This is a genomic window from Clostridium punense (assembly GCF_017874425.1).
Classification (GTDB): domain Bacteria; phylum Bacillota; class Clostridia; order Clostridiales; family Clostridiaceae; genus Clostridium_J; species Clostridium_J punense.
On the sequence record NZ_JAGGLL010000022.1, the window covers coordinates 21,569 to 42,575 of the forward strand.

Sequence of the window (21,007 nt, forward strand, 5' to 3'; positions counted from 1 at the left end):
AAACTTTAGCAGAATGTTTCTTATATAATTCAAGTCTTTATTCAGAATCCCCATCCAATCATACATGATGAGAACTCATTTTATTCATCATAAAACCTTAGGTTAACTGTTGTCGTTATACTGTTAAGCTAAAATCACATCGTGTAGCCTTATGCTATTAATATTATAAAAGTCAAAAGAGTGCTAAAGATTAGCACTCTTAATATGAAAATTGAATCAGGCATCTGATAATAAATAATAAGTCAAAGATGTGAAGGATATTTTGAGTTAGACTAGGAAACAGGTTTCTTAGATAGTGGAACTATCTAAGGGTTCTGTTGACGCCGTATAACGCAAAATAGACCATCATACTGACTTATTTATTTTTTGAAGATGCCTTAATAACTTGAACCTTTTTTACTATATCCACGACCTTTTCCATCTTGATGTTTCTTTAGGTCTTGGAATCTTTCTTCGCTATCTTTTAAAAACTTAGACATCCTATCCTCAAAGCTTCCTGCTGAAGAAACTTTAGTTTTCTCTTTTTCCCAATCAATTTCTACTGGTTTTACAGATTTCTTAGGAACTCCTGCCTGTTTTATGGATAGGCTCATTTTACCGTTATCATCCACAGATATAATCTTAACTTTAACTATATCTTCTTCTTTTAAATGATCTCTAACATTTTTAACGAAAACATCTGATACCTCAGAGATGTGAACTAATCCTGTTTTACCCTCCACTTCAACAAAAGCACCAAAATTAGTTATATTGACTACTTTACCTTCTACAATACTTCCAGCCTTTAAGGTCATATTAAAAAGACTCCTCCTTAAAATTAGATGATTATATAATTATATATAATGACATAGTTAGAATTAATTTGCTAACTTATCAAAATAACTTTATTTATTTCCACTGTTATTAATTACAGGAGTCTCTCCTTCTTTTATTAGCCCTAACTTTTCTCTTGCTAACTTCTCAATATATTTATCACTTTGAGATAATTTAACTTCATCCTGTAATTTCGAATTTTCTTCCTTAGCTTTTTGAAGCTCCACAGTGTGTTTTTTAAGTTCAACTTTTTGTTTGTGCATAATAATTTGCTGATTTATAAGAGTATAACAAACATATCCACCAATTAATAGTAATAACAAGTTTTTTTTCTTAAACTTCTTCATTTCATCACTCATCCTTCTTTCAAATGAATGAGTTAACTTAGGTACCCAAGTCAAGTGACTTTTGTGCACCTTATTACTAAATGTTAAACTCATAAGTATATTTTAATTTGTATTCTACATTTGTTCAAGCTATTTTATATTATTATTTTTAATTTTTTCTGAGTATTTTATAAAAACATACCCTTAACGGATAAGTTATAATGTAAAATCCTATTCTAATTGTTGTAAATAGAAATATCAATAGCCTATGAAGGGTTTTAACAAAACCTTTACTAATGAGCTTTAAATATATTAACAATCCAAAGGCGATATAAACAAAAACATTAAAACTCATATATGCATAGCTTGTGTACATCATAAAAACGAAGATAATAATTCCTGTTAGAATCCAAAATAACAAATCTTCTACAGCAGTGATAAACTTATTTAAACTTTCAAAACCCCTTAATATTCTGTATATGTCAAATAAGGTTCCTATGAGCATGCCCCCTAATAAACTAAACACAAATAGGTTTACCTGCTGTGACATAGAAAAAATCATAGCTTACCTACCTAAACAATCTAGCAATTATGCCATTTTGTTTTCTGTGTTTTTTCTCTTCAGTGGTATAAACAATGTACCCAATATTACCGCTAATTATTACGTCTCCATTTTGTACGTCTAGCTTGTTCATTTTTAACTCTTCACCACGGATGTCCATATTACCTAATACAGTTTTAAGTAGTATTTGCTCATCATTAAAGCTTATAATTTCTGTAACTCCATCAAGACTCATTTTCTTTCTATTTTCTAAAGCCAAAAAACTTTTCTTATTTTCAACCTTTACCTCTTTATTCTGTTCCATATTATCCTCCTCACAAAATAACGTACTAAAACATAGTAGGCTCTCTGAAGGCTTTAAAGGAGATTTATCTCTTATTTATCTTTAAAAGCCTTAAGGAAACCAAGGCAGGTTGGTATTAAAAATTACTCTTTAGAATTGGTTTCCTCTAATAAAAAATATATGCAAGGAGGAAAATTTTATGACTACTCTGTATCTTCTTCTCCTGAAATTATTTCATACATGTTTTTTGCATTTTCTTTAGTTACATGAGCAGCTATATTAACTATTTTTGCTCTAAGAGTTTGTTTTGCAAATTGAATTTGAATGATATCTCCTTCATTGACTACAGTCCCTGCTTTTGCTACCTTGTCATTAATAGAAACTCTTCCACTTTCGCAAACCTCTTTAGCAACAGTTCTTCTTTTTATTATTCTTGAAACCTTTAAATATTTATCTAGTCTCATAATCATCACCCCAATAAACTTATTATACTATTTAAAATCAAAATAATTCATAAATTTTTATAAAGAATCAAAATGGAATTTACATCAATACACGACCTACACCTGTTCTTATAAGTCCTTAATAAAATTAAATTTCACTTTAATATTACATAATAGAATAAACTATAATTTTATAAAGAAAAAAACCTAGATAAAAATCCAGGCTTTTTAAAAATTTAAGACTATTTGTTTACTATGTCCTTAAATTCTTTTCCTGCTTTAAATACTGGAACCTTTGAAGCTGGGATTTGTATTTCCTCTTTAGTTCTTGGGTTTCTTCCAGTTCTTGCAGCTCTTTCTCTAGTCTCGAAAGTTCCAAATCCAACTAATTGAACCTTCTCACCTTTTGCTAATGCTTCCTCAACGCTGTCTATGAAAGCTTTTAAGAAAGTTTCAGTTTCCTTTTTAGTTAGACCAGATTTTTCTGCCATGCTTGTTACTAATTCTGACTTATTCACTATGGTACCTCCTTAATCTTAACTGCAATGTCTAAATTCTAATGTTTAACCACCTAAATACAAACATCGCATATAGAATATCTAATAGCATATTCTTCAAGTAGTTTAAAAATCCTTCTAATCAGCTATAGTTTTAACAAATTTTTGCTAAATTAAACATTTTTTGCTTCATTCCACAACTGATCCATTTGTTCTAGGGTCATATCTTTAAGATTTAACCCTTTTTTTATCGCAGTTTCCTCTATATATTGGAAACGTTTGATAAATTTATCTATAGTATAATTTACTGCAAACTCAGGGTCAATGTCAAGGAGTCTAGCAACATTTACCGTTGCAAAAATTAAATCTCCAACTTCTTCTTGTATTTTTGCCTCATTATTAGTTTTATATACATCTCTTACCTCTTGCAGTTCCTCCAGAACCTTCTCCATTGCAGGGGCTACATCAGCCCAGTCAAAACCCACCTTGGCAGCTTTCTTTTGAACCTTTTCTGCTCTTAAAAGTCCCGGAAAATTTTTAGGTACATGTTTCAAGGTATCAGTATAAGTTTTAAAATCTTTTTCTTTTCCTTTAATCTCTTCCCAGTTAGTTAATACTTCATCACTGTCACTAACCTGTACATCTCCAAAAACATGAGGATGCCTTGATATCATTTTTTCCGTTATTCCTTTAATTATGTCATTTATATTAAAGTATCCCTCTTCTTTTCCAATTTGACCATGGAACACCACTTGTAGAAGCACATCCCCTAGCTCTTCTACTAGCTTTGTATCATCTTCTTCATCTATGGCTTCTAACACTTCATAACATTCCTCAATTAGATACCTTTTCAATGATTCATGGGTTTGCTCATAGTCCCACGGACATCCATCTTCTCCCCTAAGTACTTCCATAACCTTTAATAAATCATAAAAATCCTTAGTGTTATCTAAATCCTTAGGGATGTATATAGAGGTTAAGTAATCTATATCCTCTTGTCTGTCTAAATCATAAAGTTTTATTTTCCTTATGCTTTCAAGCCCCTTAACTCCAGCTGCTCTAACAAAGTATATATCCGTATCATCTTTATAATATTCTAATAGAGCAAGCTTTGTTTCCGATGCTATAAGAGGATTATAAACTTGAGTAATTATAAGTCCCAATCTTTTATCCATAACTTGATTTGCAATATCAAAGGCATCAACTATTTTTATACCTTCTATAGGATCAATTTTTAAACTTTCCATTACAGCATCAATAAAGCTTACTGCTGGAAGTATTTCTGTTTCTATACCTGTAGCCTCACATTCCTTTAGAAGTAAAGTCACAGACTTTTCAGCTACTAATGGATGGCCAGGAACAGCATAAACTAGCTCTTCGCAGGTATTATGTTTATCTATAATATCCTTTGAAATAGCACTATATACTTCATCAAAAGAATCAAACCTCTCGTAAAAAGAATCATATGTATCAAACACTACTCCTAATGACTTTAAATAATCCACGTTAGGATGCTTCTCAGTTCTTAAAAGTACCTTATGAGAAGACTTTAATAGTTCTAACGTCCCTATGGTAAGTGCATCCTTTGCCCCTGGCCCTAGACCTACTATTTTAATCATACTGTATCGCTCCTTATATCCTTGGTATTGTAAATGTTATTCATAACTCTACTGCATATGTTTATGTAAATACATAAACATATATTAATGATTTAATTGTAATTTAAAATAAAGTAAGCTACCTTTAATTTAGAACAAATTATTATTTGTTGCTATAAACAAATATATACGTAAATAAGTATATGCGAATTCTCTAGTGAAGCTTATCAATAAAAAAAATCTTAAGGGAACCAAGGCAGAGCCTATATGAGTTAACTACTGACTTTAGTTCCCTATATACAGTTGAATCTTTAATATATAAATTTTAAACCATCTTAAAACCAAAATAACCTAGTGTAAAAACAAAGTCTAGCCTAACTTTACTACACATTTTTCAAAGCTAAGTTTTATTTGTATCTAAATACTTTACTAATTTAAAAACAAAACCTATTTGTTAATTAGATCTTTAATGAGAGTTAAATAGAGTATAATCTTAAGTTTACAAAAACTAAGTTAATGCCTCATAAATTTTCCTCTTATATCCTCCATTGAGAATACTCCTAAAATTATTATTAGCACAGAAAATACTGCTACCCCCACTATTATGGAAACCAAGCAGGAAATTCCATTACTCATTGTATAATTATAGACATTATTATAGCTAAATACAACAAGAATTATCATAATTAGGGATGCCATCAAAGGCTTTAATAAAACCTCTAGAAGACTAAATTTGATTTTTAAAATTTTAGAGACTTGTATATAATTTAGTAGTGCAGTGGTAATATATCCAAAAATAGTCCCTATAACTGCTCCATATATATTTACATTGCTTTGTGCCACAAATACGTAAGATAGTATAACCTTTACGATACAACCTACTCCAAGATTATACACAGGAAGCATGTATCTTCCACAGCTTTGTAAAAGCGATGTAGTAGTTTGAGTAATTATTATAAAAGGTATTGATATAGATAAGAATTTAAGTATTTCAAATCCAGCCACATCCTTCATAAATACTAAGGCCATTATTGGTTTTGCTAAAAAATATAAACCTAAAAAGCTTGGAATTCCTATTACAAAGGATAGCTTATAAACCATTTCCACTCTTCTTTTTAATTCTACAGTTCTAAAAGTAGCATAAGCCTCTGAAACTATAGGAACTAACGCTGCACAAAGAGCCATAGATACTGCTAAAGGTATATTCTGTAGAGTTACAGCCTTTCCAGTAAGCTGCCCATACAAAACTGCACTATCTTGAGCCGAGTAACCTGCAACCAAAAGTCTCTGTGGAACTACTACTGAATCTATTAATGACATTATCGTTCCTACTGCTGCTCCAATGGATACTGGAAGTGCTGCTTGAGCTATAAGCGGGATCATGCTATTACCTCTTTTTCTCGGAAGCTTAGGAAACTCCTTTCTAACCCTAATATAATTTATCATAAGATATAAACTCCCTAGCATCCCTCCAACTACTGTACCAAAAGCCGCTCCTCCTGCTGCATATTCTATGCCCTTTGGTACTAATAGATATGCAAATAAAACTCCACATACAACTCTCCCAATTTGTTCAACAATTTGAGAAATTCCTGTATAGGTCATATTTTGCATTCCCTGAAAAAAACCCCTAAGAGTACACATAATGCAAACAAATATTGGTGCAATAGAAATAACCATAAAAGAATAATAGGACTTAGAATCCCATTTTAAAGCTGTTATTATTCCCTTTGAGAAAAATAGCATTATCATTGATGCTACAGCTCCAATAGGAATCATAATCATAAGTGTTTCTTTCAATATTTGCTTTACAGCATGTACATCATTTTTAGCATTAAATTCAGCAATAAGCTTTGACATAGCAATTGGAACTCCAGATGCCAAAGCAACAAAAGTCATGTAAAGTGGGTAGGACATTTGATAATAGCCCATACCTTGATCCCCAATTAAAGCCTGTAAGGGTATTCTAAAAAATAATCCTAAAAACCTAGCAAATATAGTAGCTGCACCTAAAATCATTGTTCCTTTTATTAAAGACTGCCTTTTCATATACTCCCCCCATAAAAGCAAGCTCTATTTTATATAGTGAAAGGCTTGCCTATATTATAAATATTTATTTTATAGAGGGTTTATTACTGATATAGGAATCTAGGATGAAAATTTATTTTATTTCCCTTCAAAACGCTTTAAAGTAGCCCATGTGAGTTTCTTATGAAAGTTAAATTTTCACTTTAGTTCACAATAGATTTACTGATGAATAAATTGATTTCGAACCAGGAACTCCAAATACAAATAAATACAGATAATTATTTTTCTAGGAATATAAGAGTATAATAAAATTAAAAATCTATTAAATTTATATTAAATTGTTTATTATAATAACTTTTGGATAATATTGAAAAGGGAAAGAAAATAGATGGACTTAAAAATGTACAATAATCATTTTTTCTTCACTCTTTAATTCAAGTCGCTATTTGGATAAAAACTTGAAATTAAAGAGTAATGGCGTAGCTACGCCACGCCATTACTCTTCCATCTGTTTTCCTAGGAATGCAGATGCTGTTTCAGCTAGTTTTAGTTCTAAGTCTCCAAATTTCACACTACTATCCTTAGAAACTATCATAACAGCTCCAATAGCATCTCCTCCTGCCATTATAGGTGCTATAACCTGTGAGTTATATAATGTTTCATCCTCATCACTGTAAAGTGGTACTGACTTTTCTGAACCTTCCCCTAGTATAACTGCCTTACGACTATTCATTATTTTTTCAAGTTCAGAACTTACTTTTTTCTCTAAATATTCTTTTTTAGGACTACCGCTTACAGATATTATATTATCCTTATCACTTATGATTACTATGTGTCCTATGGTTTGCTGTAGTGCTTCACTATACTCTTTAGAGAATTCACTTAATTCTTCTATTGGTGAATACTTCTTAAGAATTACACCACCCTCTCTATCAGTGAATATTTCAAGAGGATCTCCTTCTCTTATTCTAAGAGTTCTTCTTATTTCCTTAGGAATTACAACACGACCTAGGTCATCTATACGTCTTACTATACCAGTTGCCTTCATTTACTAATTCCTCCTTAACTCACTAAACTTATACTAGTGCTATTATTATCTTTCTTAATTCCAAATTTTATACACATTAGTAAAACTTTAATTAAAAAGAAATTTAATTAACCATTTGATAATTCTCCAAAATAAAGAAACTGTCCCTAATATAATTAAAAAACTCTAATTCCAAGGTTTTGATTTCATTATTTTCCATTGAAAAGTTTAAATTTTCTATAAAAAAATAAAGAAGCTACTTATAATGTATAAATATACACTATGAGTAGCTTCTTTGTTGATTATTTAATTATTTTAGTTTATCGTCATAAACTGTAATTTTAGCTTCATCTTGCCATTTTTTCATAGTATCCTGCCAAGTTTGATATTTCTTTTGATCCGATAAAGACGTTTTAATTTGCTCCTTAACATCTTCAAACTTTTTAACAGGGTATTCTTCTTTATCTAGAGCTTTAATAACATGATACCCAAACTGTGTTTGTATTGGCATCTTTGTATATTCACCCTTTGGTACACTAATAGCTGCTAACATGAATGTTTTGTCATATTGTTTAGTATCATATTCAATCCAACCTAACTCTCCGCCATTGTCCTTAGTACCATCAGTACCTTTTTCCTTAGCAAGAGCTGCAAAGTCTTCACCCTTATTTAATCTCTCAATAATTGCTTTAGCTTCATCTTCAGTTTTAACTAAAATATGAGCAGGTTTAATTCTGTTTGGTTTTTCTGTATATTTTGTTTGGTTTGTATCATAGTCTTGCTTAACTTCTTCATCAGTTGCAGCAACATCCTTAACTACATGCTCATAAACAATATTTGTTATAACAGAAGGTCTTAACTCTTTTAAAAGACTTTCTTCTGTCATTTTAGCTTGTGTTAAAGCTTCTTTAAACTTATCTTCATTCTCAAAAGAGGTTTTTATGTCTGCAAGTTGCTTTTGAACTTCTTCATTAATCTTCTCTTCACTAGGCATGATTTTAAGTTCTTCAGCTTTTTTCTTTATGATTATATCATTTACCATAGTATCTAAGATATTTGTTCTTTGTTCAGCTAAATATTGCTTCGCTTGATCATTAGTTTCATAGCCTTCTCCAAACTGGGCTTTCACATTTTCAAGTACTGGCGCAAGCTGCTCATCCACTTGACCTCTTGTAATTTTTTTATTATAAACCTTAGCTACCACAGTTTTGTTTACACCTTCTGGTGTTTTCTCAACAACTCCACATCCTACTGCTGATAGAGCCGTAGCAGTTATTAAAGCTGCAGCTATAACCTTTTTCACGTTTCTCAATTTTTTATCCCCCATTCTGGCTATTTTCTATTATAATACATTGTAGCATAAAACAACTGTTATTGTACACACCAACTATAGAGAAACCACTTCAACATTGTAATTTTTTCCCATTGGAATATTTTTTACTAACACTCTACACAAAATCAAATTGCTGTAAATATATAAATTGCTTAAAATATCAATAGGTTTTCAGATTCAAAAACATGTCCATTACTGAACTTTTTTATCTATAAGTGTTAATTGTATACAATGTATATGCATAACATACATTATTTTATGCTTTTACTATGACAGTGCAGTGACAAAGTTATGAACTTTTTATTAACTTGTTTAGTTATTGTTTAATTTCACCTTTTACAGCAGCTCTCATATCCTTAACAATTTGAATTAAATGCTTTAAAACAACCTCTTTCTTTATTCCCTTAAACTTCCACCCCAAGACAGGGGTATCACCCATTTTAAAGGCAATTTCTTTTCTATATTTTTCTAAAACAGTTTTTACTAGTTCTGGAGTAAGATAAGTTTTATTTTGGAAGGTAATAAGAATCTCACTTCCTGTTTCTTTAATCTCAACTATACCAATTTCCTTTGCAAGAGCTCTTACATAGGCTATATCCATAAGATTATATACAGTATTTGGTATATCCGAAAATCTATCTTCTATTTCCTCTTGAAGTTCCATCATATACTCATAAGAATCAATTGAAGCAATTTTTTTATACACTTCAATCTTTTGAGTCTCATCTACAATATAACTACTTGGAATATAAGCGTCAATCTTAATGTCTACTGTAGTTTCAATAGGTTCATTATCAATATCACCTTTAATAAGTTTTACCGCATCCTCAAGCATTCTACAATATAAATCATATCCAACTGTAGCCATATGTCCATGTTGTGCTGAGCCCATAATATTGCCCGCTCCTCTTATTTCAAGGTCCCTCATAGCAATTTTAAATCCTGAACCAAGTTCTGTAAAATCCTTAATTGCCTTAAGTCTTTTCTCTGCTACTTCTGTTAAAACCTTATCCTTCATATAGGTAAAGTAGGCATACGCAATTCTATTAGTTCTACCAACTCTTCCTCTTAGCTGATAAAGTTGAGAAAGCCCCATCTTATCGGCATCATAAATGATCATAGTATTAGCATTTTGAATATCTATGCCCGTCTCAATTATAGTTGTACAAACTAACATATCATACTTTTTATCAATAAAATCTAGTATAATTTTCTCTAGCTCTCTTTCCGTCATTTGCCCATGAGCTACTGCAATTCTAGCTTCTGGAGCTAACTTAGATAGGTAACTAGCCATATCATTTATAGTTTCTACTCTGTTATAAACAAAAAACACCTGTCCATCTCTATTTAATTCTCTCATAATTGCATCTCTTATTAACTGATCATTGAATTCAACCACATAGGTTTGAACAGGATATCTCTCCTCTGGTGGCGTTTCAATAACACTTATATCCCTAACTCCAGTTAAAGACATATGTAGAGTTCTTGGAATTGGTGTTGCAGAAAGAGTTAATACATCTATATTTTTCTTTAAATCTTTGACTTTTTCTTTATGGGTTACTCCAAATCTTTGCTCCTCGTCAATAACTAAAAGACCTAAATCTTTAAACACTACATCTTTTTGAAGAATTCTATGAGTTCCAATTAAAATGTCCACATTCCCTTCCTTTAAAGCCTTTAACGTAGCTTTAACTTGAGCCGGCGTCCTAAATCTACTTATCATCTCTACCCTTACTGGAAAATCAGAAAATCTTTTTTTCATATTTTTATAATGCTGCTCTGCAAGAATTGTAGTAGGTACAAGCATTGCTACCTGCTTACTATCCATAACACATTTAAAAGCAGCTCTTATAGCAACTTCAGTCTTTCCATAACCTACATCTCCACAAAGAAGTCTATCCATAGGCTTATTGCTCTCCATATCCTTTTTTATATCCTCTATGGAGGTTAACTGATCTGGAGTTTCCTCATAAGGAAACTCTTCTTCAAATTGCTTTTGCCAAACAGTATCCTCTGAATATTTATGTCCTTTTAAAGTAGCACGAATTGCATAAAGCTTAACTAGGTCTTCTGCAATATCCTCAATGGATTTTTTAACCTTATTCTTAGCTTTAATCCACTCACTGCCCCCTAGTTTATTGACCTTAGGAGCCTTTCCTTCACTTCCAATATATTTTTGAACCATGTCAAGCTGCTCAGCAGGCACGTATAAAGTATCCCCTGAGTTATAAGAAAGTTCTAAAAAATCCTTTTTATGCCCTTGAACCTCTAGTTGTTTAATTCCTTTATATATACCTATTCCATGATTAACATGAACTACATAGTCCCCAAGTTTAAGTTCTGTAAAGCTCTTAATCTTTCCAACACCTTTTTTATTTCCTCGTCTTACTGACTTTCTTTTAGATTGTCCAAAGACCTCACTGTCAGATATTACACAAACCTTAAGCTCTGGGTATTCAAAACCTTTGGATGCATTTCCAAAAGTAACTACCACTTCCCCCTGAGCAATACTAGAAACAACATCTCTATAAGTAGCCTCAATGCCCCTATCTCTAAGAGTATCAATAAGCCTTTCCCCTCTTGTTCTAGTGCCTGAGAGAATTAAAGTTCTATAATTCCTAGCCTTTTTGTCCTTAATATCCTCAATAAGTAAATCTAATTGTCCATGATAATCATGAATGGTTATTTGAGAAAAAGCAGCAATAGTTCTTGGCGCTAAATGCTTAGTTGTTTTAGTGATAGCTTCTAAAGTCATAACCTTGCTTAATTCTAATTCTTCAATAATTCTATCCTTGGAAAGTAGTAATTCTCCTTGTTTTGGAAGGATGTTACCCCTTTTTAAAAAATTCTCATAATTTTCACTGAACTCAAACTGCACACTTTCAAGCTTTCCAACACACCTTTGAACATCATCTATAACCACAAAACAGTTTTTCATATAATCAAACAAAGTTGAGGTTTTATCATAAAAATAGCTAATATAACTATCTATAGTCTCAAAAGACCAGGTTTCTTTTAAAAGCTCTAGATTATTATTAATGGTAGAAGTTAACCTTTCTATGGCTTCCTTATCTTTTTTCTTTTTAAAGCCTTCTATACTAGAATTAAAATCTTCTTTTATACTAGTATAAGCCTTATCTATGTGGTGATTTGTTAGGATGACTTCCTTTGCTGGAAAAACTTCTATAGTTTGTACCTTTTCGATACTTCTTTGGGTATCAGTATTAAAGGTTCTTATAGAATCAACCTCATCATCAAATAACTCAATTCTAAAAGGAAGTCCACTTGTTGGAGGATAGATATCAATAATTCCTCCCCTTATTGAAAACTGACCTTTAGTATCTACTACTTCATTTCTTTCATATCCTGCTTCAATAAGTCTTTGAGATAACTCTCTTATATCAATTATGTCCTCCACAGAAATATTAAAGCTATGACTAGTAAAAAGCTCTACCGGAGCATAAGTTGAAGCTAAAGCTTCAGCTGAGGTGACAATTACCTTTTGCCCTTCTTCTAACATCTTTTTTATAACCTTTAATCTTTCCCACCTTAAATCACCTGATATGGCATCTACATTGTAAAACACCACTTCTTTTGTAGGAAAATAGTAGACATCGTTAAGATAAAAAGACAAATCCTCATAGATATTTTTAGCCTCCACATCACTATGGGTAACCACTAACATTTTTTCATTTATTTCATTTAAAACCCCATAAAGCAGATAACTTTTAGAGGACTCAGAAAGACCATAAACACCAATAGGATACTTCCTATTGTCTATGGCCTTAGAAATCTCTTTAAATTGTTCACTTAGAGTTAGGGGTGTCATTAAACCCTTTAATCTCAAACTTACCACCTCTCAAAATTAAGCATCTTCAAAAAATAAATAAGTCAATCTGCTCGCCTATTTTGTGCTATACTGCGTCAACAGAACCCTTTGATAGCCCCACTATCTGCGGAACCTGTTTCTTTGTCTATCACAAAATAGCCTTCACATCTTTGACTTGTTATTTATTTTCAGATGCCTTATCTAAACTAATAGCAATTACTCCGCTTTAAAGCCATTAAACTTATTCATAGCCTCAGAAACGCCTTCTTTAACTATAACTTCTATAGCTTCTATAGATGCTTTAAATACATTTTCAACCAATGCTCTTTCTTCCTTTGAAAATCTTCCAAGAACAAAAGGAATTAAATCTTCTTTTGGTTGTCCAACTCCCACTTTAATTCTAGGAAATACATCAGTGGATAAATGCATAATAATATTTTTTATTCCGTTATGCCCCCCTGCACTACCTTTTCTCCTTATTCTTAAAGTTCCTGGTTCCAAGCTTATATCATCATAAACTACTATTATCTTATCATTAGGAATTTTATAAAAATCACATATTTCCCTTACGCTCTCACCACTTAAATTCATAAAGGTTTGAGGCTTTAGAAATAGCACCTTTTCTCCATTTATTATGGTTTCCCAATATATACCTTTAAATTTTGTCCTGCTAGGCCCAAAATTATACTTATCTTTACATAAATCAATTACATCAAATCCTACATTATGTCTTGTCTTATCATATTTATCTCCTGGATTTCCTAGTCCAACTACTAAATACATCCTATTTCTACCTCCAAACTTCTACGTTTTACTTTCTGTATATAAATTATAATTATCCCACTAAACTAAGTTTCACCTATAATATCTATGGTAAAACAAAATATATTTTATTAAGTTTATAAGAATAACCCTGAATATTCAATTATAATTTATACAAGGTACATATTCTGATTTATCAATTATTATTTTTCAACTCATATTATATATTATACTATAGTGGAACAAAATCAAGGCTTAACTTTTTTCTAAACTATTACTTGATAATTGTAGTAACCTTGTTCGCTGCAACTTATCATATTACTCTTAAATAAAAATAGCATACATAGTGCTTCAGTCAGTAAGGATGTTCTCACTCTTTCAAAAACTGTATAATTTCCATATGCTGCAGTTTCCATATTTTTCCTACTCGTATTCACAAAATTGAAATAGATATTTACCGTAAAATATTTAGAAAATAAATACATTTCACACTTGACTGCCAATTCCACATATTGTATACTACACTTGTTGAATATAAAATTAGTGGAGGTATTAACATGTCACTTAAGCATGGTTTATTGGGACTTTTGAATTATGGACCTATGACAGGATATGAGTTGGATAAGGCGTTTAGAGTCTCTCTTTCGTTTTTCTGGCAAGCAAAAACCAGCCAAATTTATCGTGAATTGGATGCTATGGAGCTCTGTGGCTGGTTGACCAGTGAGCGCATTATCCAGAGTGAAAAACCAAATAAAAGAGTCTATACCATAACAAACAGCGGTAAGGAAGCACTCGCCGATTGGCTATCCCTACCAGGATCAGATATTGACCACGCCATGCGTGTTAAAAGCGCATTTCTAATGCGAGTATTTTTTGCCGGAGAAACAAGCACTGAACAAGCTCTAAAAATGCTTCGTTCATACCGAGAAAATTGCCTTGAAAGAATTAAAGGAATGAACGATGCCTATGAAGCAATCTCCGAATACGGAATGGTCATAAGCAATAATAAAAAGTCAAAATACTGGGAGATTGTAGCACTTTATGGAGATGTATTTTTTGACGCAGGACTTGCTTGGGCGGATAAAGCAATCGCTCTTTTAGAGGAGGAAAAGTGATGAGAATTTTAGTTTTGAACGGTTCTCCTAGAGGTGAATCCAGTAACACTATGCACCTTACGCGTGCATTTTTGGACGGCGCACAATGGCAGGATGCAGAAATTATAGATGTAACAAAATCTGACGTGAAGCCCTGTTTGGGGTGCTTCACTTGCTGGAATAAGACTCCTGGAAAGTGCGTCATAGATGACTCAATGAATGTAATTCTTTCCAAAATCATGGCTGCTGATGTGATCATTTGGTCCTTTCCTTTATATTATTTTAACATTCCTGGGGGCCTTAAAAACCTCATTGACAGACAGCTTCCACTTGAACTGCCATTTATGGCGAAAGATACTGAGAGCGGAGGCCATCCATCTCGCTATGATTTAGCGCATCAAAAACATATCGTCATTTCTACTTGCGGCTTTTGGACAGTAAAAGGAAATTATGATGCCATAATCCCAATGTTTGATCGCCTGTGGGGAAGAGGAAATTACACCCCAATTCTTTGTAGCCAGGGAGAATTGTTTAGCATACCGGAACTGAAAAACCGCACAAATACCTATCTTGAGATTGTTCATCGCGCAGGGGCAGAATATGCTACTGGAAGAATTCATCCCAAGACACAAACGCAGCTTTCAGAGCCGTTATATCCACAGGATGTATTTGAAAAAATGGCAGATGCTTCTTGGACAGTTACTAAAAGTCAAGATTCAGAAATTTTGCCAGATGACAGCCTTAACTTTACAACGCAAATGGCAGCTCTATATATTCCAGATGGCGCGAAACGTGTGCTAGAGTTTTATTACAACGACATTGATAAGTCTTATCAAATACTGATGACAAAGCAAGGAGCTACAGTTGTAACCGACGATTTCAAACCCTATACCACAAAAATTGAAACACCATACACACTCTGGCGCTCCATATCTCGCGGGGAAATTTCTGGACAAGATGCCCTGTATCAGGGACTTTATAAAGTTCTTGGTGATTTTAGCTTGATGCTTAAATGGGATGATCTTTTTGGCTCCTCAGTTCCTCCTAATGACACCAATGTATCTCCTAAGTGTAAAACCAACATGACGATTCTTCTCTTTCCGTGGATTGTAATCTGGGTAGCAATAGCTATAAATCCCACTTTCGGTGCTTTATTTGGAATTGTCACGGCGTCATGCATTCCATTATTATGGCTTAAATTTCGTTCAGTGGCTTATGAGCAAATCAGCATCCCAATTGTCATCGGGCTTTCATTGTCAGTTTTATTTGGTGCGAGTACAAGACTTATCATCTCTAGTAGCTATTTAATCTTTGGGCTGATGTGGACAATTGGCGCATTTCCTAAAATACCACTAACCGCATATTACAGTGCAGCGCGCTACGGTGAAGAAAGAGCCTTTGCAAACCCCCTTTTTATAACTACAAACCGCATATTGACCGTTGCTTGGGGGATACTATATCTTGTTACACCGATTTGGACTTATATTCTAATGGGCACAAGTTTTTCGCCCTACATAGGTCTAATCAATTCTGTACTACCTGCGTTGATGGGCGTGTTTACATCATGGTTCCAAAAATGGTACCCTGCACGATGGGCGAGAGGATAAAAGCCGAAGAAAACGAGCAAGGAAAAGTTTTCACCTGCTCGTTTTGCTATGTTGATTTTTATTATAGCTTCCATACAGTAATGACTTGATGGTGTTAGCACAACTAGTAGGAAGGTCAAAAGCTTTTTATGTGTACATCCTTATCAGAGAATGCCTAAATCATACTACTTTTATTTCTTCACACCATTTACTTTAATATCTAAACCTCTGTAATATCCATTTCTAAATATTTTACAGGTAACTACCTCCTCAGCGGCGATCCTCTTTATGGCTTTATCCATATCTTTAATGTACTTTATCTTTTCACCATTAAACTCTACAATTATGTCAGTAGGTCTCAATCCCGCTTCATAGGCTTCACTTTCCTTGCTTACTTCCTTTACATAAACTCCCTGGATTCCTTCTTGAGTTTTAGGCCGCGCCTCCTCAGCATAGATTCCTAAAACTGTTCTAAGTAAACTTTCTCCATTAAGTATTTCACTTGCAAATTGCTTTGCATCCTCTACGGTCATGTAAAAACTACTCTTAATAGTTCCCTTAGAATGGTTCATTTCAATACTGTTAATACCGATGAGTTCTCCTTTAGTATTACACAAAGCCCCACCACTATTAATTGAACTTGGAAGAATAGTTGTTTGAATAATATTCAAGGCTGAATGTACTCCAGTGCTTTTATCCACTGTGATTAATGGTTCACTGATACTTAATACAGTTCCTTGCTTTATATTTTCATGAAAAGCCCTTCCCATAGGGTTTCCTATACTTAAGACTTCACTACCTTGTTCCAACCCTACTGCACTACCCATTTTAATAGGTTGTAAAGTTTCCGCTTGAATCTTTATCACAGCTAGATCATAGGTGTTATTAACTCCAATAATACTTGCATCATAGACCAAATCATTATAAAGTTTAACCTTTATGGATTTAGCTCCATCTACTACATGCTGGTTAGTTAGGATATAGCCGCCCTCTTTAAATATAATTCCCGAGCCACTATCTATTTCCATAGGCCTATCAGTTTCTCCAACGACTTTAACAATTGCTACTATGGATTTTGATACTTTATTTGCTATTTCGTTATAGTTCCCTTCGCCGTTAGTACTAGTTATGGAATTATCAATATTTTCAGCCATGTGTTTTTTTGACACTGTAGTATTATTTATAAAAAAAGCAGTGCATACTCCTGAAATAGCGGCTACAACTAAATACAATATAGTAAAAACTATAAACCTTTTTTTGTAACTTTTCTTTTTCTTATTAAATTTGATTTTGCCACTATAATCTTCTTCTCTGCTATTTGATTCTTTAAAGCTATCCACAGTGTCACCTCACTAAAATACCTTCATAAATTTGTATGGTTTATGCTTTCTTTCCCAAAGTCAATGTAAAAGTAAACATAACTCCATTATCTTTATTTTCAACCCATATTTCCTCATCAAATAAGGCAATAATTTTTTTCACAATGGAAAGCCCAAGTCCTGTGCTAACCTTTTGAGTTCTTGACTTATCTCCCTTGTAAAATCTATCCCATATATGTTTTATGTCTTCCTCAGGTATAGCCGGCCCTTCGTTGAATATGGATACAAATGCTTTCTTTCCCTTACTTCTGCAAGATATAGTAACTAAACCACCTTCATCTGCATACTTAATAGCATTATCTAAGAGATTGGTTATTACCTGCATAATTTTATCTTCATCTGCCATAGCAATAAGTTCATCCTCTTCAAAGAATACTTGAACATTAAGCTTTTTATCTTTAACCCTTGCTTCGTTTCTAAGTATACAAAGTCTTACTACTTCATTTATGTCTAAGGCTCTCATTTGAAGCTTAAACTTTCCTGACTCTACTGCAGAAAGGTCTAGAAGCTCATTGATAAGCCTAGTAAGTCTTTGAATTTCTTCATAGGCAATTTTTAGATAGTATTCTTCTTTTTCCTTTGGAATAACACCATCTAAAATTCCGCCAATAAATCCCTTTATAGAAGTAATAGGTGATCTTAATTCATGAGATACATTAGAAAGAAACTCTTTTCTGTTTTGCTCCACCTTCTCCAAGGAATCCGCCATTACATTGAAAGATTCTGCAAATTCACCAATTTCATCGTGGGATTGAACTACAACCCTTTTATTTACATCACCTGCAGCTATTTTTCTAGCAACTACATTCATTTCCGAAATAGGGTTTACAATTATTTTTTGTATAAAATAGTAAATTACAATACTTGATACAATAACTGCTATAACTGTAGAAACCCAAATAATTTTAAATACATTGCTTAATGATTTATTAAGAGTTGACATAGATATATTAATAATTGCAGCTCCATTAAACTTGCTGTCTTTCCCTTTAATTGGTTCTCCTAATACATAAAATTTCTCATCAAAGTTATCATAATTGTTAAGGGTTTGAAAGTGCATTCCTTGACTCAAATTATCTAATTGATCAACAAAAAGCTGCTTACCTATAAACCCCTTAAACTTATTAGAAGTAATCACATATACATACCCATTTCTATCAAGAAGTAGTATATCTTCATTAATGTATCCTGAAATAAATCTCATGGAACCATTTAATTCCTCATAAGGTATTGCCCCTTCTATATACTCATTGGCAAGTCCTTCAATTATAGTAATTTGATTGCTTAACTGTTCTTTTCTATTTTTAATAAAATAATCTTGAATCCAAAAGGATAAAAAAGCCGCTATAATGGTAAGACTGATGGAAATAATTATAGTATAAGTTATTACCATTTTAGTGAACAAGCTGTTTTTAACCATTATTTCACCTCGAATTTATAGCCTACACCCCAAACTGTTTCTAATTGCCAAGTATCCCCACCTGCAATTTTTTCTCTTAACCTTTTTATGTGAACATCCACTGTTCTAGAATCTCCTGGATAGTCATAACCCCAAACCTCGCATAAAAGCTGCTCTCTTGTGAAAACTCTATTTTTATTGCTTGCAAGGTAATATAAAAGTTCAAACTCCTTAGGTGGCATTTTTATTTCATTGCCTTTATAAGTTACATTGTAAGAATTTACATCAATAACCAGATTATCAAAGGATAAGGTTTCCTTATTATCTACTTCAGAAGTGTATCTTCTAAGCACTGCTTTAACCCTAGCCATAAGCTCCTTAGGCTCAAAAGGCTTAACTATATAGTCATCTGCCCCTAATTCTAGGCCTAAAACCTTGTCAAAGGTTTCTCCCTTTGCAGTTATCATAATAACTGGAGTTTCATGCTCTTTCCTAATCCACTTTAATACATCTATTCCATCCATATATGGAAGCATTACATCTAGAAGAACTAAATCTGGTTTAAAAGCCATAAACATCTCTTGAGCTTCTCTTCCATCATTTGCAACTCTAGTTGTATAGCCTGCACTTTCTAAGTACATTTTTAACACTTCAGATATATTTTTATCGTCATCCACAACTAATACTTTTCCAATAGTACCTTCCATTTTAAATCCTCCACTCAAATAAAAAATTTTATACAAACTTAACACTATCTTCTATTTTACACCATTTTTACTTTGTATTATATAATAATACAAAACAAATTTGAGAAATTTTCTGTAAAATTAATATAATTTACAAAATATTTATAAAAAACATGGGCTACAACTAATGCAACCCATGTTTTTTTATAAATATAAGCTTCCATTATGAAAACCCATTCTATTCATCTAAAAGAGCCCTAAGGAAACTATGATAGTTTATACTCATAAATTAAGTCTTAATCTTTGTTTCCCATATATATTTCAAAATTCTTAATCAAATAATTTACTTACAGATACATCTTCATAAATTCTCTTAATTGCTTCTGCAAAAATTGGAGCTACAGATAAAATTTTGATTTTATCTATTGCTTTTTCTTCTGGTAAATGAATTGTATCAAGCATTACTAATTGTTTTATAGCTGACACTTCTATTCTTTCAATAGCAGGGCCTGATAGCACAGCATGAGTACAGCAAGCATAAACTTCCTTAGCTCCCATTTTAACTAGTGCATTAGCTCCGTTACAGATAGTTCCAGCTGTATCAATCATATCGTCTATTAAGATAACTCTCTTACCTTTAATATCTCCTATAACATTCATTACCTCTGCAACGTTTGCTTTTGGTCTTCTCTTATCTATAATTGCTATTGGTGCATTTAATCTATCAGCAAATTTTCTAGCTCTAGTTACACTTCCAAGGTCTGGAGAAACAACAACTACATCATCTTGATCAGCAAAGCCACTCTCTACAAAGTAATTACTTAGTATTGGTGCTCCCATTAAGTTATCTACTGGAATGTTAAAATAACCTTGAATTTGAGCTGCATGTAAATCCATAGTTAAAACTCTGTCAGCTCCAGCAGCAGTAATTAAGTCAGCTACTAACTTAGCAGTGATTGGATCTCTTGCCTTAGCTTTTCTATCTTGTCTTGCATAGCCATAATAAGGCATAACTGCTGTAACTCTTCCTACAGATGCTCTTTTAAACGCATCAATCATTATTAATAACTCCATTAAGTTATCATTAACTGGCGCACTTGTTGGTTGAATTACAAACACATCAAGTCCTCTAACAGTTTCCGCAATATTTACAGATATCTCTCCATCACTAAAAGTCCCAACTTGAGATTCACCAATTTTAAGTCCTAATCTGTCTGCAATGTCCTGAGCTAGCTTTGGGTAAGAGTTACCTGTGAAGATTTTAATGTTTTTTCCATGAGTTATCATTATGTATAGTCCTCCTATTTGTTTTTATTTCCTTTCCCTATGTAAACCAAGCAGGGGAACCTAATCCCCGCTATT

At 32.6% G+C, this 21,007-nt stretch carries 19 protein-coding genes; 2 read left to right on the forward strand and 17 right to left on the reverse strand.

The annotated features are described in order from the left end of the window. Positions 1 to 377 precede the first annotated feature (377 nt). From J2Z44_RS13960 to J2Z44_RS14020, 13 genes are all read right to left on the reverse strand, one after another. Positions 378 to 794: a S1 domain-containing RNA-binding protein gene (locus J2Z44_RS13960; protein ID WP_021284263.1), complete on the reverse strand. Its 417-nt coding sequence runs from the start codon at positions 792 to 794 to the stop codon at positions 378 to 380. 90 nt (positions 795 to 884) lie between these two features. Next, positions 885 to 1,160, reverse strand: coding sequence for an FtsB family cell division protein (locus J2Z44_RS13965; protein ID WP_209649691.1), 276 nt, complete (start codon positions 1,158 to 1,160; stop codon positions 885 to 887). Between the two features lie 148 nt (positions 1,161 to 1,308). Further along, a complete protein-coding gene (gene yabQ / locus J2Z44_RS13970) occupies positions 1,309 to 1,701 on the reverse strand; it encodes a spore cortex biosynthesis protein YabQ (RefSeq protein ID WP_031271700.1) in 393 nt (130 codons plus the stop codon). A 7-nt stretch (positions 1,702 to 1,708) separates the two neighbouring features. Next, complete coding sequence (yabP, locus tag J2Z44_RS13975) at positions 1,709 to 2,005, reverse strand: sporulation protein YabP (RefSeq protein ID WP_021284260.1); 297 nt, start codon at positions 2,003 to 2,005, stop codon at positions 1,709 to 1,711. Between the two features lie 182 nt (positions 2,006 to 2,187). Beyond that, a complete protein-coding gene (locus J2Z44_RS13980; protein WP_021284259.1) occupies positions 2,188 to 2,448 on the reverse strand; it encodes an RNA-binding S4 domain-containing protein in 261 nt (86 codons plus the stop codon). A gap of 221 nt (positions 2,449 to 2,669) precedes the next feature. Continuing rightward, complete coding sequence (locus J2Z44_RS13985; protein ID WP_021284258.1) at positions 2,670 to 2,945, reverse strand: HU family DNA-binding protein; 276 nt, start codon at positions 2,943 to 2,945, stop codon at positions 2,670 to 2,672. A 152-nt stretch (positions 2,946 to 3,097) separates the two neighbouring features. Further along, the gene (yabN, locus tag J2Z44_RS13990; RefSeq protein WP_209649693.1) at positions 3,098 to 4,543 is read right to left on the reverse strand and encodes a bifunctional methyltransferase/pyrophosphohydrolase YabN; all 1,446 of its coding nucleotides are present in this window, start codon (positions 4,541 to 4,543) and stop codon (positions 3,098 to 3,100) included. Between the two features lie 492 nt (positions 4,544 to 5,035). Further along, on the reverse strand, positions 5,036 to 6,571 hold the full coding sequence (locus tag J2Z44_RS13995) for a putative polysaccharide biosynthesis protein (protein ID WP_209649696.1): 1,536 nt from the start codon (positions 6,569 to 6,571) through the stop codon (positions 5,036 to 5,038). A 475-nt stretch (positions 6,572 to 7,046) separates the two neighbouring features. Further along, entirely contained in the window at positions 7,047 to 7,598 is a 552-nt protein-coding gene (gene spoVT, locus J2Z44_RS14000) for a stage V sporulation protein T (protein WP_021284254.1), read from the reverse strand. 289 nt (positions 7,599 to 7,887) lie between these two features. Further along, positions 7,888 to 8,880 (reverse strand): peptidylprolyl isomerase, encoded by a 993-nt coding sequence (locus J2Z44_RS14005; protein ID WP_242833431.1) that lies wholly within the window; start codon positions 8,878 to 8,880, stop codon positions 7,888 to 7,890. 346 nt (positions 8,881 to 9,226) lie between these two features. Beyond that, on the reverse strand, positions 9,227 to 12,757 hold the full coding sequence (gene mfd, locus J2Z44_RS14010) for a transcription-repair coupling factor (protein ID WP_209649698.1): 3,531 nt from the start codon (positions 12,755 to 12,757) through the stop codon (positions 9,227 to 9,229). 198 nt (positions 12,758 to 12,955) lie between these two features. After that, positions 12,956 to 13,522: an aminoacyl-tRNA hydrolase gene (gene pth, locus J2Z44_RS14015; RefSeq protein ID WP_021284250.1), complete on the reverse strand. Its 567-nt coding sequence runs from the start codon at positions 13,520 to 13,522 to the stop codon at positions 12,956 to 12,958. A gap of 245 nt (positions 13,523 to 13,767) precedes the next feature. After that, complete coding sequence (locus J2Z44_RS14020; RefSeq protein WP_021284249.1) at positions 13,768 to 13,917, reverse strand: hypothetical protein; 150 nt, start codon at positions 13,915 to 13,917, stop codon at positions 13,768 to 13,770. A gap of 141 nt (positions 13,918 to 14,058) precedes the next feature. Between J2Z44_RS14020 and J2Z44_RS14025 the strand changes: the two genes are divergently transcribed. Beyond that, positions 14,059 to 14,616: a PadR family transcriptional regulator gene (locus J2Z44_RS14025; protein WP_021284248.1), complete on the forward strand. Its 558-nt coding sequence runs from the start codon at positions 14,059 to 14,061 to the stop codon at positions 14,614 to 14,616. Next, the gene (locus J2Z44_RS14030) at positions 14,616 to 16,202 is read left to right on the forward strand and encodes a flavodoxin family protein (RefSeq protein WP_021284247.1); all 1,587 of its coding nucleotides are present in this window, start codon (positions 14,616 to 14,618) and stop codon (positions 16,200 to 16,202) included. The genes J2Z44_RS14025 and J2Z44_RS14030 overlap by 1 nt, the downstream gene beginning before the upstream one ends. Positions 16,203 to 16,372: 170 nt before the next feature. Here J2Z44_RS14030 and J2Z44_RS14035 read toward each other — a convergent pair whose 3' ends face one another. The 4 genes from J2Z44_RS14035 to J2Z44_RS14050 form a co-directional block, all read right to left on the reverse strand. After that, complete coding sequence (locus tag J2Z44_RS14035; protein WP_021284246.1) at positions 16,373 to 17,521, reverse strand: S1C family serine protease; 1,149 nt, start codon at positions 17,519 to 17,521, stop codon at positions 16,373 to 16,375. A 40-nt stretch (positions 17,522 to 17,561) separates the two neighbouring features. Beyond that, positions 17,562 to 18,980: a sensor histidine kinase gene (locus J2Z44_RS14040; RefSeq protein WP_021284245.1), complete on the reverse strand. Its 1,419-nt coding sequence runs from the start codon at positions 18,978 to 18,980 to the stop codon at positions 17,562 to 17,564. After that, a complete protein-coding gene (locus J2Z44_RS14045) occupies positions 18,980 to 19,666 on the reverse strand; it encodes a response regulator transcription factor (RefSeq protein WP_209649700.1) in 687 nt (228 codons plus the stop codon). Before J2Z44_RS14045 ends, J2Z44_RS14040 begins: the two co-directional genes overlap by 1 nt. Positions 19,667 to 19,975: 309 nt before the next feature. Then, entirely contained in the window at positions 19,976 to 20,932 is a 957-nt protein-coding gene (locus J2Z44_RS14050; protein WP_021284243.1) for a ribose-phosphate diphosphokinase, read from the reverse strand. Between the last annotated feature and the right edge of the window lie 75 nt (positions 20,933 to 21,007).